Annotated in this window: 11 protein-coding genes and 1 tRNA gene; 5 read left to right on the forward strand and 7 right to left on the reverse strand. The window is 65.3% G+C overall.

What is annotated here, in order from left to right; translation table 11 throughout:
• Positions 1 to 15 precede the first annotated feature (15 nt).
• Positions 16 to 92 (forward strand) — tRNA-Asp (locus AB5Y81_RS20880).
• Positions 93 to 436: 344 nt separating this feature from the next.
• Positions 437 to 937 carry an NUDIX domain-containing protein gene (locus AB5Y81_RS20885; RefSeq protein ID WP_279484851.1) on the forward strand — a complete coding sequence of 167 codons (501 nt, stop codon included), beginning with the start codon at positions 437 to 439 and terminating at the stop codon, positions 935 to 937.
• A gap of 29 nt (positions 938 to 966) precedes the next feature.
• On the opposite strand, the gene AB5Y81_RS20890 is transcribed toward AB5Y81_RS20885, so the two are convergent.
• Both AB5Y81_RS20890 and AB5Y81_RS20895 read right to left on the reverse strand, forming a co-directional pair.
• Positions 967 to 2,250 (reverse strand): ATP-binding protein, encoded by a 1,284-nt coding sequence (locus tag AB5Y81_RS20890; protein ID WP_279484850.1) that lies wholly within the window; start codon positions 2,248 to 2,250, stop codon positions 967 to 969.
• On the reverse strand, positions 2,247 to 2,927 hold the full coding sequence (locus tag AB5Y81_RS20895; protein ID WP_017782370.1) for a response regulator transcription factor: 681 nt from the start codon (positions 2,925 to 2,927) through the stop codon (positions 2,247 to 2,249). The genes AB5Y81_RS20890 and AB5Y81_RS20895 overlap by 4 nt, the downstream gene beginning before the upstream one ends.
• A 161-nt stretch (positions 2,928 to 3,088) precedes the next feature.
• Here AB5Y81_RS20895 and AB5Y81_RS20900 point away from each other — a divergent pair, with 161 nt between their 5' ends.
• Positions 3,089 to 4,249, forward strand: coding sequence for an efflux RND transporter periplasmic adaptor subunit (locus AB5Y81_RS20900; RefSeq protein WP_201881440.1), 1,161 nt, complete (start codon positions 3,089 to 3,091; stop codon positions 4,247 to 4,249).
• 2 nt (positions 4,250 to 4,251) lie between these two features.
• Complete coding sequence (locus tag AB5Y81_RS20905; RefSeq protein ID WP_368146811.1) at positions 4,252 to 6,198, forward strand: MacB family efflux pump subunit; 1,947 nt, start codon at positions 4,252 to 4,254, stop codon at positions 6,196 to 6,198.
• Positions 6,199 to 6,505: 307 nt separating this feature from the next.
• On the opposite strand, the gene AB5Y81_RS20910 is transcribed toward AB5Y81_RS20905, so the two are convergent.
• The 5 genes from AB5Y81_RS20910 to AB5Y81_RS20930 all read right to left on the reverse strand — a co-directional run bounded on the left by AB5Y81_RS20910 (position 6,506) and on the right by AB5Y81_RS20930 (position 10,819).
• A complete protein-coding gene (locus tag AB5Y81_RS20910; protein WP_279484848.1) occupies positions 6,506 to 7,342 on the reverse strand; it encodes a transporter substrate-binding domain-containing protein in 837 nt (278 codons plus the stop codon).
• Positions 7,339 to 8,100 carry an amino acid ABC transporter ATP-binding protein gene (locus AB5Y81_RS20915; protein ID WP_279484847.1) on the reverse strand — a complete coding sequence of 254 codons (762 nt, stop codon included), beginning with the start codon at positions 8,098 to 8,100 and terminating at the stop codon, positions 7,339 to 7,341. Before AB5Y81_RS20915 ends, AB5Y81_RS20910 begins: the two co-directional genes overlap by 4 nt.
• Entirely contained in the window at positions 8,097 to 8,759 is a 663-nt protein-coding gene (locus AB5Y81_RS20920; RefSeq protein ID WP_244366403.1) for an amino acid ABC transporter permease, read from the reverse strand. Before AB5Y81_RS20920 ends, AB5Y81_RS20915 begins: the two co-directional genes overlap by 4 nt.
• A gap of 186 nt (positions 8,760 to 8,945) precedes the next feature.
• Positions 8,946 to 9,611 carry an amino acid ABC transporter permease gene (locus tag AB5Y81_RS20925; RefSeq protein ID WP_368146813.1) on the reverse strand — a complete coding sequence of 222 codons (666 nt, stop codon included), beginning with the start codon at positions 9,609 to 9,611 and terminating at the stop codon, positions 8,946 to 8,948.
• The gene (locus tag AB5Y81_RS20930) at positions 9,608 to 10,819 is read right to left on the reverse strand and encodes a threonine synthase (RefSeq protein ID WP_279484846.1); all 1,212 of its coding nucleotides are present in this window, start codon (positions 10,817 to 10,819) and stop codon (positions 9,608 to 9,610) included. The genes AB5Y81_RS20925 and AB5Y81_RS20930 overlap by 4 nt, the downstream gene beginning before the upstream one ends.
• 234 nt (positions 10,820 to 11,053) lie before the next feature.
• Between AB5Y81_RS20930 and AB5Y81_RS20935 the strand changes: the two genes are divergently transcribed.
• The gene (locus AB5Y81_RS20935; protein ID WP_279484845.1) at positions 11,054 to 13,201 is read left to right on the forward strand and encodes a prolyl oligopeptidase family protein; all 2,148 of its coding nucleotides are present in this window, start codon (positions 11,054 to 11,056) and stop codon (positions 13,199 to 13,201) included.
• The last annotated feature ends 43 nt before the right edge of the window (positions 13,202 to 13,244 follow it).

Consider the following 13,244-nt stretch of genomic DNA (forward strand, 5'->3'; position numbering starts at 1 on the left):
AAGCTAACCGAATGCGGAGCGGTAGTTCAGTCGGTTAGAATACCGGCCTGTCACGCCGGGGGTCGCGGGTTCGAGTCCCGTCCGCTCCGCCACTAAATTGAAAGGCCTTCCCTGACGGGAAGGCCTTTTTGCTATCTGGCTTTTGCAAACGGGATGAGGAAACAAGAGACAACCGCCAGGGCTGCGACTTGCCACTGGCAACTCGGTCCCTGTCTGTTGTCCCTTGTGCTTGAGCCGGACTCTGTCCGTTCCGCCACTACTTAAGAAGCCCAGTCGACAGACTGGGCTTCTTTTCGTTTGCTTCCCGCTGTATTACCTCTTCTCCCTCTTTTATATCCCGCTGATTTATCACGTTATGGGGGTTGTGCCTCAAGGCTTTCCATCATGGATGGGGTTCGGCATACAATGCGCCTTTGGTGTCAGATGAGAGTCTCCTATGTTTTGTCCCCGTTGTGGTTCCGGAACGCTGCAACAGCGCAGCGAGAAAGAGTTTGCCTGTGGCTGTGGTTTTCACTATTTCCAGAATGTGGCGTCGGCCATGATGGTGGCACTGTGTTGGCAGGACGAGCTGCTGGTCGCGGTACGGGCTCGGGATCCAGGCCGGGGCTTGCTGGATCTGCCGGGCGGCTTCGTCGATCCCGGCGAATCGCTGGAGGAAGCCTTGGTGAGGGAGCTCAAGGAGGAGCTGGGGCTGGATCTGGCGGGAGAGACGCCGCGCTACCTGGGCTCCTATGCCAACGTCTATCCCTATGACGATGTGGTTTATCATACCTGCGATACCGTGTTCTTGCTGGAGTTGGCGCACAAGCCTTTGGTGGTGGCGGCCGATGATGTGGCAGCCTGCGAGTGGCGCAAGCTGGCCGGCCTTGCCCCTGCCGAGTTTGCCTTTCGCTCTACCGGCGCCGCCATCAGTCAATTGCAGCGGCTGCGGGGCTAACCAGCAGCAGTGATGACTGGGCGGAGCAGCTAGCCCGGCAGGTGGAGGGTGACGATCAGGCCGCCCTCTTCGCCGTTTCTGGCCTCGACCTGCCCGCCCTGTGCCTGGATGGCCTTGCGGGTGATGGCAAGGCCCAGCCCATAGCCCTTGCCTGCGGCGGGGGAGCCGATCCGCACGAAGGGATCGAAGATGCTGGAGAGCTTGCTCTCATCCACCCCCATCCCCTGATCCGCCACCTCGATGACGAACTCGCTGCCCTGGTGCATCAGGGTCAGGTGGATGCACTGGCCCGCCTGCGAGAAGCGCAGGGCATTGCGCAGCACATTGTCGAGAGCCCGGCGGATCAACTCAGCCTGTCCGCAGACCGTGTACTCCCGGGTCTCATCTACCCAGGTTTTGATCTCGACGCCCATGTGCTGCGCCTCGTAGCGGGCATCGCTCACCACGGCGTCGACCAGCCCCTGCAGATCGTAATACTCCTCGCCGTCCCGCTCGCCATGGCCGGCACGGGTGAGGGTCAGCAGTTCGCCGATCATCTTGTCCATGCGCTGGGTCTCGAGCTGGATCCGCTCGAGGGAACCCTCGATCCTGGCCGGATCCTGCTGGGCAAGACCGATGGCCAGTTGCAACCTGGCAAGGGGGGAGCGAAGCTCATGGGAGACGTCGTGCAGCAGCTGATCGCGGCTCTCCACCAGCAGTTGCAGCCGTTCGGCCATGGCATCGAAGTCGCGGGCCGCATCGCTGATCTCGTCGTGGCGCCGCCGCATGGCGGGGTAGAGGCGCACTGCCAGATCTCCCTGGGCGAGGCGTGCGAACCCCTGTCGGAAGCGGTTCATGGGACGGGTCAGGTGCCAGGCGAGCAGGGCACTGAAGAAGAGGCCGCCAAGCCCGCCGATCCACCACATGGGGGGCGGCATGTTGAGCCAGTTGCGATGGGGCTGGGGCGGGGCCAGCAACTGCTGCAGGCCGGCGCCGTCATAGTCAAGCCGATAGCGCTGGCCATCGGCCCCCAGCAGGATGCGGCCGCCCAGCGTCGTGGCTGGCTCTGTTGTGATCGGTTCAAGCTGCAGCAGCCTTCGCTCCTGAGCCGGCCAGCTGGCCTGCAGGGCTGCGACTGCAGCCGGTCCCTGTCGCTGCAGCAGGCTGGCGGCCGCCTCCAGCTGGCGTTCGGCCAGCTGGTTGGCCATGCGCTGCTCCGGCGGCCCTTCGTGGCGATAGAGGCTGAACGCCACCCACAGCAGCTGGCTCATCATGATGATGGTGAACCAGAAGCCGAACAGGATCTTCCAGAACAGGCGCCCCTTGAGGATCATGCCAGCCGGTATCCTATGCTGCGCACCGTCTCGATGCCGATGGCGTCCCCCGCCAGGGCCTGCAGCTTCTGGCGGATATTGCAGATGTGCACGTCGACGCTGCGATCATAGGGCTCGCGTGGGCGGCCGAGCCCGTGCAGGGAGAGCTCATCCTTGCTGACCACCCGCTCCGGCGATCGCAGCAGCAGCTCCAGCAGGTTGAACTCGGTGGCGGTCAGCTCCAGCGGCTGCGTTTGCCAGTGGCACTGACGGGTGGCGGGGGAGAGCACCAGCTCGCCAAGGCGCAGGCCCTGCTCTTTGCCCGGATGGGCGGGGGCTGGCTCGACCCGGCGCAGCACGGCCCTCAGCCTGGCCACCAGCTCCCTCGGGTAGCAGGGTTTGGGCACATAGTCATCGGCCCCCATCTCGAGCCCGATCACCCGATCGATATTGTCCCCCTTGGCGGTGAGCATGATGACGGGGATCCGGCTGTCGCGACGGATCTGGCGCAGCACCTCGCTGCCGTTCAGGTCAGGCAGCATGATGTCGAGCACCACGGCGGCATAGTTGCCGGAGAGGGCGTGCTGCACGCCGCTCTTGCCGGTCAGCACATGGGTGGTGGCAAAGCCTTCGCCGCCCAGGTATTCGCTCAGCATGGTGCCAAGCTCCAGATCATCGTCCACCAGCAGGATCTTCATCGCTCTTCTCCGTCTCGGGTTGGCGCCATTTTCCCGTGTCCGTCTCCGCCTGGCAGCTGCTTTTACGCAATCCTTACACTGCCCTGCAAGAGGCTTAACCGGACATTGGAGTAGATTGCCCGGGTCTGTTTCATCCTCTGTTTTAGCCAAGGATATCCGCGATGACCCCTGTCCGTCTTCTCGTTGTTCGCCTGCTGCTGCCCGCCCTGCTGCTGTTCGGCGCCGGCTGGCTGTGGCTGCCTTCCACGGCGGCGCCGGCAGCCGCCTATATCACGGCTTCGGTCGAGCGGCGGGATCTGGAGCAGAGCGTGCTGGCCGACGGCACCCTGCAGGCCCAGAAGCTGGTGAGTGTGGGGGCCCAGGTATCGGGGCAGATCAAGGCGCTGCATGTGGCACTGGGGGACGAGGTGAAGCAGGGCGATCTGCTGGTCGAGATCGACGATCTCACCCAGCAGAACGCCCTCAAAGATGCCGAAGCCGCCCTCGACAACGTGCAGGCCCAGCTGGCCTCGCGCCGGGCAACTCTGCGCAACAACCAGCTGGTCTTCGAGCGTCAGCGCAAGGTGCTGGCTCGGGGATTGGGCAGTCAGGCCGACTACGACAGCGCGGAGGCGACCCTGACGGCCACCCGTGCCGACATCCGGGCGTTGACGGCGCAGGCGGTGCAGGCCCGCATCGCGGTCGATACCGCCAAAGTGAATCTGGGCTACACCCGCATCGTCTCCCCCATGGCGGGCACCATAGTGGCGATCCCGGTGGAGCAGGGGCAGACGGTCAACGCGGTGCAGAGTACCCCGACCATGGTCAAGGTGGCGCGGCTCGACACCATGACGGTGGAGGCGCAGATCTCGGAGGCGGACGTGATCAGGGTGAAGACAGGACTGCCCAGCTATTTCACCGTGCTGGGAGCGCCCGAGCGGCGCTACCAGGCCAGCCTGCGCGCCATCGAGCCCGCCCCCGACACCATCAACGACGACACGACCAGCAGCAGTTCGACCAGCACGGCCGTCTACTACAACGGCCTGTTCGAGGTGGAAAATCCGCAGCGGGCCCTGCGCATCGGCATGACGGCCCAGGTGCACATTGTGCTGGCGACCGAACGCAACGCCCTGGTGATCCCGGCCATCGCCCTGAGCGAGGGGCGGGTACAGGTGGTGGATGAGGGCGGTCGCCCGCAATGGCGGCAGGTGAAGGTCGGCCTCAACAACAAGGTGGATGCCCAGATCCTGGACGGGCTGGCGGAGGGGGAGGCCGTGGTGGTGAGCCAGTTGACGGCCCAGCACCAGCAGAGCGGGCGGATGGGTCCGCCCATGGGGATGTGATGATGAGAGAACCACTGCTGCAACTGAGCGGTATCCGCCGCCATTTTGGCGACGGGGAGCGGCGCGTCGAGGTGCTCAAGGGCATCGACCTGACCATAGCGCGGGGCGAGATGGTGGCCATCGTCGGCGCCTCCGGCTCCGGCAAGTCAACCCTGCTCAATATTCTGGGCTGCCTCGATCAGCCGAGCGAGGGTGACTACCGGGTGGCCGGACGGGAGACGAGCCGGCTGGCGGCCGATGCGCTGGCGACCCTGCGCCGCGAGCACTTCGGCTTCATCTTTCAGCGCTACCACCTGCTGGGGGATCTCAGTGCCCGCGACAACGTGGCGCTGCCCGCCCTTTATGCCGGGTTGGCCGGCGATGCGCGCAAGGCGCGGGCCGAGAGCCTGCTGCAGCGGCTCGGGCTCGGCAGCCGGCTCGACTACAAGCCGAGCCAGCTCTCCGGCGGCCAGCAGCAGCGGGTCAGCATTGCCCGCGCCCTCATCAACGGCGGTCAGGTGATCCTGGCGGACGAGCCGACCGGCGCCCTCGACAGCCAGAGCGGGGCCGAGGTGCTCGGCATATTGAATGGGCTGCACCGCGAGGGGCATACGCTGGTGATCGTGACCCACGACATGGCGATCGCCGAGCAGGCCGAGCGGATCATCGAGCTGAAAGATGGCGAGGTGGTGGCCGATCGTCGTCATGAGCCGGCACAGCCGCTTCCCGCGCACATTGGGTCCCGGGTCGGCGAAGGGGCGCGTGGCGGTCTGGCCGGGCGGCTCGGCGCCGCCTTCAAGATGGCGCTGCTGGCCATGCAGGCCCAGCGCATGCGCACCTTCCTCACCATGCTCGGCATCATCATCGGCATCGCCGCCGTGGTGTCTGTGGTGGCGCTCGGGCGCGGATCCCAGCAGCAGGTGCTGGCCAACATCAATGCCATGGGCACCAGCACCCTGGAGATCTTCCCCGGCAGCGGCTTTGGCGATCGGCGGGCCGAGGCGGTCCAGACCCTCAGGGTGGAGGATGCCGAGGCCCTCGCCGGGCTTGGTTATGTGCACAGCGTGACCCCCAGCCTGGCCACCAGCGTCACCCTGCGCCGGGGCAGTCAGGCGGTACTGGGTTCGGTGAACGGGGTGGGGGAGCAGTTCTTCCAGGTGCGCGGCTATCGACTGTTGCAAGGCATGCTGTTCGATGCCACCAGCGTGGCCGACATGGCGCAGGAGGTAGTGATCGACGAGAACAGCCTGGCGCGCCTGTTTGCCGCGGGGGAGTCGCCGCTCGGTCAGGTGATCCTGCTGGGTAGCCTGCCGTGCCGGGTGATCGGGGTGGTGGCCCGCAACCAGAGCGGCTTTGGCAGCGACGAGAACCTCAACGTCTGGATCCCCCACACCACGGCCATGACGCGGATGCTGGGCCAGAGCTACCTGCGCAGCATCAGCGTGCGGGTGCAGGATGAGGTGGCGCTGGCCGCCGCCGAGGATGGCATCAGCCGCCTGCTGCGTGAACGGCACGGCGCTCAGGATTTCTTCGTGCTCAACACCGACAGCATCCGTCAGGCGATCACCAGCACCAATGCCACCCTGACTCTCTTGATCGCCATGATTGCGCTCATCTCCCTGGTGGTGGGCGGCATCGGGGTGATGAACATCATGCTGGTGTCGGTGAGCGAGCGCACCCGCGAGATCGGCGTGCGGATGGCGGTGGGGGCCAGAACCGGCGACATACTACAGCAGTTCTTGATCGAGGCGGTGCTGGTCTGCCTGCTGGGCGGGGCGGCGGGGGTGCTGCTCTCCCTGCTGGTCGGCGTCTTGTTCGAGCACTTCAGCAGCCAGTTTACCCTGAGCTACTCCCTGGACGCCGTGCTGATGGCCTTCTTCTGCTCGAGCCTCATCGGCGTGCTGTTCGGCTTCTTCCCAGCGCGGCGGGCGGCGCGGATGGACCCCATCCACGCCCTGGAGCGGGAGTAGGCACTCTCTTCGGCGCCCGCTGCGCCACCCCATTCGCCGGCGTTGCCGAGGGCTCATCCCGCCTAGGCGGCGCGGCGAATTGGCCGGACGGCATCCCGTGCCAGTCCGGCAGCCTGAACCGTGTCATCGACGTGACACAGCCTGCTCTGCGCGGGTTTTCAACCGGGCCCCTGGCCCGGTTCTTTTTCCCATGCGAAAAAAAGGCGCCACCCGAGGGGGACGCCTGAAAGGTCAAACCTTGCGGTTTGCGGACCAACGGAACCAAGATTTCACACACATCACACTCTCAGCACTTCTCTCGGCAGGCTCAACCCTGCCACTTGCCTCCTTCCACTATCACGTCGTTCGGGTCGGTATCGGCGCTTAAGTGATCGCGCACATACTGGTCGTAGAGCTTCAGCAGGAACTTCTCTTCCCCCAGCTTGGCGAGACGGTCGTTGACCCAGTCACGCAGCTCGATATTGCCCTTCTTCACCGCCGGCGCTATGGGGGCTTCCGAGCCCAGCTTCTCGGGCAGCACCCGATAGCCCGGGTTCTCCTTGGCCCAGCTGAAGAGCACCAGGTTGTCCTGGGCATAGGCGTCGCCACGGCCCTGGGCCAGCGCCTGCAGGGATTCGGTGTTCTTCTCGAACTTGAGTACCTTCCAGTCCGGGTGGTTGCGGGTCAGCCAGATGTCGGCCGTGGTGCCGGTGGTGACGATCAGGGTCTTGCTGGCCAGATCATCCAGTTGCTTGGCCGGGCTCCCTTGTGGCACCAGCACCTGTACCGCCACTCGCAGGTTCGGGTTGGTGAAGTCCACCACCTGCCGCCGCTCCGGGGTCACCGTCATGTTGGCGAGGATGAGATCCACCTTGTCGCTCTGCAGGAAGGGGATGCGGCTGGCGGGCTCCACCGCCACGAACTCGACCTTGTTCTCGTCCCCCAGCAGATCCTTGGCGAAACGGCGACCGAGGTCGGTGTCAAAGCCGACGTAGTTGCCCTTCTCGTCCACGTAGCCAAAGGGGGGCTTGTCGGTGAAGACACCGACGATGAGCTTGTCACGCGCCTTGATCTTGTCGAGGGAACCGTCCGCCGCCTGGGCGGCGCCGCTGGCGAGACCCAGTCCCAACAGGGCACTGAACAGAACCGAGGTGATTTTTTTCATGCTGACTCCTTTCGTTTGATGACATTTGTATAAGAAAACTTGGCGAGGAACTGGTGGGCACGCTGGCTGCGCGGGTTCTCGAAAAATTGATGGGGGGCTGCCTGCTCCAGGATGTGGCCGCCGTCCATGAAGACGATGCGATCCGCCACCGCCTGGGCGAAGGCCAGCTCGTGGGTGACGATGAGCAGGGTCATGCCACTGCCGGCGAGATCGCGGATCACCTCCAGCACCTCCTGCACCATCTCGGGATCCAGCGCAGCGGTCACCTCGTCAAACAGCATCACCTGGGGGTTCATACACAGAGCCCGCACGATGGCGATGCGCTGCTGCTGGCCGCCGGAGAGCTGGCGCGGATAGTCGTGGCGCCGCTCCCACAGGCCGATGCGGGTCAGCAGCTGTTCCGCCTGCAGCAGGGCCTCCTGCCGCTCCCGCTTCTGCACCTGCAGGGGGCCGAGCAGCACGTTCTCCAGCACCGTCAGGTTGGGGAAGAGGTGATAGCTCTGGAACACCATGCCGATGCGCTGGCGCAGTCGCTGCCAGTCAGTGCTGGCATCCAGCCGCTCTCCATCGAAGCGAATGTCGCCCCCCTGAATGGGTTCGAGCCCGTTCAGGGTGCGCAGCAAGGTGCTCTTGCCGCAGCCGCTCGGCCCCAGGATGACGATCACTTCTCCGGCGTTCACCGTGAGGCTGACCTCGTCCAGTACCCGGTGTTGGCCGAATTGTTTGCTGACAGCATTGAGCTCAAGCAGAGGTGTCATACCGCATTACCCCATTGTTGCTCCAGCCGGCGCGAGGCGAGCGAGAGCGGATAGCAGACCAGAAAAAAGAACAGGAACAGCAGACCGTAGATAAGCAGCGAGCCATAGGTGCGCTCGATGATCTGCTGGCCCACCTTGATCACCTCCACCACCCCGATCAGCACCGCCAGCGAGCTGGTCTTGATGATGCGGGTGTAGATGTTGATGGTCGGCGGCGTCAGCCGTTGCAGCGCCTGGGGCAGCAGCACGTGGCGATAGAGCTGCCAGCGGGAGAGCCCGAGCGCCAGGCCGGCCTCCTGCTGGCCGCGGGCGAGGGAGTTGAGGCCACCGCGCACCACTTCGCCCACCTCGCTGGCGCCCCAGAGGGCGAGCACCAGCACGGCGCACCAGAAGGCCGGAATATCGAGGCCAAAGAAGATCGGCAGCCCGAAGAAGAAGAGGTAGAGCCAGACCAGCACGGGCACCACCCGAAACAGCTCCAGATAGACTCGCAACACTACCCGCGTCAGCCTTCCCCCCTGCTGGGCCAGCACGCCGTAACCGACCCCGCCCAGGGTGGCGAACAGGATGGCGAGCAGCGAGATGGCGAGGGTCTGACCCGCGCCCACCGCCAGCAGCGGCAGCGCCTGTGTCAGCTGCTCAGTGACCGGACTGGCCATATTGATCCCTCCTTTCCTGTGCCTTGGTGACGAGTGACGGTGGCAGCAGGAAGGTAAGTGCCCACATCGGGATCCTCGCCTGCATCAGCGATTCAGTGACCGAACTGACCATATTGATCCCTCCTTTCCTGCGCTTCGGTGACGAGTGATAGCGGTAGCAGAACGATCGATACCTGCATCAGTTGCTCAATGACCGAACTGACCATGTTGCAGCCTCCTTTCAACGATGCGCAGAGCGAGGGAGAGCGGCAGAAAGATCAGCACGCACATCAAGGTCAGCACCGCCAGCATCTCGTAGGTCTTGTAGTAGAGGGCGATGTAGTTCCTGGTGGTGTAGAGCAGCTCGGGCACCGCCACCGCCGAGGCCACCGTGGTCTCTTTCAAGAGGAAGATGAAGTTGGCAAACAGCGCCGGCAGGCTGGCGAGCCAGGCCTGGGGCAGCTGCACGTGGCGCAGCAGCTGCCAGCGGGAGAGGCCGATGGCTCGCCCCGCCTCCAGCTGGCTGGGGGGGGTTGCCTGAACGCCTGCCCGCAACGCCTCGGTCAGGTAGCCGCCGCCGAGGAAGGTCATGGCGATCACCGCCGTGGCAAAGCCCGACAGCGACAGGCCGAGCGCCGGCAGCCCGAAGTAGAGAAAGAACAGCTGGATCAGCAGCGGCGTATTGCGGGCCAGCTCCACATAGGCGCGGATCACCCCGTTCAGCCAGGGCTTGTGCAGGCTTTGCAGCGTCACATTGAGCAGCGCCACGGCGAGCGAGGTGAGGATCACGATGGCGCCGAGCTGCAGGGTGACCCAGACCGATTGGCCGAACGCCGGCAGGGTGGTGAGAACAAAAGACCAGTCGAAGCTCATGCCGGGATCCTCCCGTCGCGGCGCAGCCGCTGGGGCACGACTGTGATGGCGTCCGGGTACTTGATGCCGGCACCGGTGTTGAGCACCACCACCCGCTCGCCCCCCTGGATCCAGCCCGCTTCCCGCAGCTGGCGGGCGGCGGCGAAGGCGGCCGCCCCTTCCGGGCAGACGAAGCAGCCCTCCTGGGAGGCGAGCTGACGCAGCTCGCGCTGGATGGCGCCATCTTCCACCGCGACGGCGCAGCCCTCGGTGCGATAGAGGGCGTCCAGCACCAGAAAATCCCCCAGCGCCTTGGGCACGTTGATGCCGAACGCCAGGGTCTGGGAGTCGGGCCAGAAGCGCGATTCGCGCTCCCCCTGCTGCCAGGCCTGGACGATGGGGGCGCAGCCGCTCGCCTGCACCGCCACCAGGCGCGGCAGCGGTCCCTGCACCCAGCCCAGCTCCTGCAACTCCCGCAGCGCCTTGTAGATGCCGATGAGGCCGACTCCGCCACCGGTGGGGTAGAGGATCACGTCCGGCAGGGTCCAGCCGAGCTGCTCGGCGATTTCAAACCCCATGGTCTTCTTGCCCTCGATGCGATAGGGCTCCTTGAGGGTGGAGGCATCGAACAGCCCCTGCTCGGCCACCGCCTCGGCCACTTGGCGACCGGCGTCGCTGATGAGGCCGTCCACCAGATAGAGGCGGGCACCGGCCAGGGCGCTCTCCAGTCTTGTGATGGCGGGGGCCGCCTGCGGCTGGACTATGGTGCTGCGCAAGCCGGCGCGGGCGCCGTAGAGTGCCCAGGCCGCACCGGCGTTGCCGTTGGTGGGCATGGCGAAGTGGGTGACGCCAAGTTCGCGGGCGCGGGAGACGCCGACCGCGGCGCCGCGGGCCTTGAAGGAGCCGGTGGGGGTGAGGCTCTCATCCTTCATCCAGAGATCCGGAATGCCGACCTGCTTGCCGAGACGCGGCAGCGGCAACAGCGGGGTGAAGCCTTCCCCCAGGGTGACCACCTGGGCAGGGTCGCGTACCGGCAGCAGCTCGTGGTAACGCCACAGGCTGGCGGGGCGCCCCAGCAGGGCGGCCGGATGCCAGGCCTGCTTCAGGGCCTCGAGGTCGTAGCTGGCCAGCAAGGGGGCGCCGACCGGGCTCAGCTGCTGGGGCTGATCGGCATCCACAATCTCGCCGGTCTTGCTGCAACGCAGATGTGATAGGTAGCTGTACGGCATGCTTTATCCTGAATGAGTCGAGATGGTCAGTCGCTTATTCCATCCTGTGACCCAAGTGCCGGATAACAAACAAAATAAACTGGCAAACCTAAGCAAAAAAATTCATATGACTCCGATTTCTCCGGGTTGTGGCGGTTTCCCGCTCATGTCGCCTGGTCACCCGCTGGGGGGTTGGGCCGTCCGGCACTCTTTGCTAACCTGCCCGCTTCACTGAAACCGCAGGGAGCCGCATCGATGCGAGCCATTGTCAGCCTGCTGGCCCTGTCACTGCTCTGTGCGTGCAGCGGCCAGCCAACCCAAGAGGATGCCATGTCAGGGAAAACGCGCCTTCACTACCCCGTCACCCGCCAGGGTGAGCAGGTGGATCACTACTTCGGTCAGGCCGTGGCCGACCCCTATCGCTGGCTGGAGGATGATCGCAGCCCCGAGACCGAGGCCTGGGTCAAGGCCCAGAACGCCGTGACCCAGGGTTATCTGGCACAGATCCCGTATCGCGCCGCCATCAAGGAGAAGCTGGCCGCCTTCTGGAACTACGCCAAGGAGGGGGCGCCGTTTCGCGAGGGGCGCTACCACTACTTCTTCAAGAACGACGGCCTGCAGAACCAGAACGTGCTGTGGCGCCAGCAGGAGGGCAAGCCGGCGGAGGTGTTCCTCGATCCCAATACCCTCAGCCCCGACGGCACCACGGCGCTGGATCAGCTGAGCTTCTCCCGCGATGGCCGCATCCTGGCCTACTCCTTGTCGCTGGCCGGCAGCGACTGGCGCGAGATCCACCTGATGGACGTGGAGAGCAAGCAGCCGCTGGAGACCCCCCTCAAGGACGTGAAATTCAGCGGCATCAGCTGGCTCGGCAACGAGGGCTTCTTCTACTCGAGCTACGACAAGCCCGATGGCAGCGAGCTGTCGGCCAGGACCGATCAGCACAAGGTCTATTTCCACCGGCTCGGCACGGCGCAGGAGGATGACCGGCTGGTGTTTGGCGCCATCCCGGCCCAGCACCACCGCTACGTGGGGGCGACCGTCACCGAGGATGACCGCTTCCTGCTCATCTCGGCGGCGAACTCCACCTCCGGCAACCGCCTCTATGTGAAGGATCTGAGCCAGGAGAACGCGCCGCTGCTGACAGTGCAGGGAGAGCTGGACGCGGACGTGAGCCTGGTGGACAACAAGGGCAGCACGCTTTATCTGCTGACCAACCGGGACGCCCCCAACCGCCGGCTGGTGACGGTGGATGCCGCCAACCCGGGCCCGAGCCACTGGCGGGATCTCATCCCCGAGCGTCAGCAGGTGCTGACGGTGCACAGCGGCAGCGGCTATCTGTTTGCCGAGTACATGGTGGATGCCACCGCCCGGGTCGAGCAGTTCGACTACGAGGGCAAGCGAGTGCGCGAGGTGACGCTGCCCGGCCTTGGCAGCGTCAGCGGCTTCAACGGCAAGCACGATGATCCCGCCCTCTACTTCGGCTTCGAGAACTATGCCCAGCCGCCCACTCTCTACCGGTTCGAGCCCAAGAGCGGCGCCATCAGCCTCTATCGCGCCTCGGCGGCGCCGTTCAAGCCAGAGGATTACGTCTCCGAGCAGCGCTTCTACCAGAGCAAGGACGGCACCCGGGTGCCGCTCATCATCAGCTACCGCAAGGGGCTGAAACTCGATGGCAGCAACCCGACCATCCTCTACGGCTACGGCGGTTTCGACGTGAGCCTGACCCCGAGCTTCAGCGTGTCGGTGGCCAACTGGCTGGATCTGGGGGGCGTCTATGCGGTGGCCAACCTGCGCGGGGGGGGCGAGTACGGCCAGGCCTGGCACCTGGCGGGCACCAGGATGAACAAGCAGAACGTGTTCGACGACTTCATCGCGGCGGCGGAGTATCTCAAGGCCGAGGGCTACACCCGCACCGATCGGCTGGCGATCCGCGGTGGCTCCAACGGCGGTCTGCTGGTGGGGGCGGTAATGACCCAGCGGCCGGATCTGATGCGGGTTGCCCTGCCGGCGGTGGGGGTGCTCGACATGCTGCGCTACCACACCTTCACCGCCGGGGCGGGCTGGGCCTATGACTACGGCACCAGTGCCGACAGCGAGGCGATGTTCGACTACCTGAAGGGCTACTCGCCGCTGCACAACGTCCGACCCGGGGTCAGCTACCCCTCGACTATGGTGACCACGGCGGATCACGACGATCGGGTGGTGCCGGCCCACTCCTTCAAGTTTGCCGCCACCCTGCAGGCCGACAATGCCGGCCCCCATCCCCAGCTCATCCGCATCGAGACCAATGCCGGGCACGGGGCGGGTACGCCGGTGGCCAAGCTGATTGAGCAGAGTGCGGACATCTATGCCTTCACCCTGTACGAGATGGGCTACCGGGAGCTGCCGCGTCAACCTTGATCCGGGCGAGAGGGGCACCAGCCATCCACTATCATCAGGGCCC

Source organism: Aeromonas sp. s2, assembly GCF_040907935.1.
GTDB lineage: Bacteria > Pseudomonadota > Gammaproteobacteria > Enterobacterales > Aeromonadaceae > Aeromonas > Aeromonas dhakensis.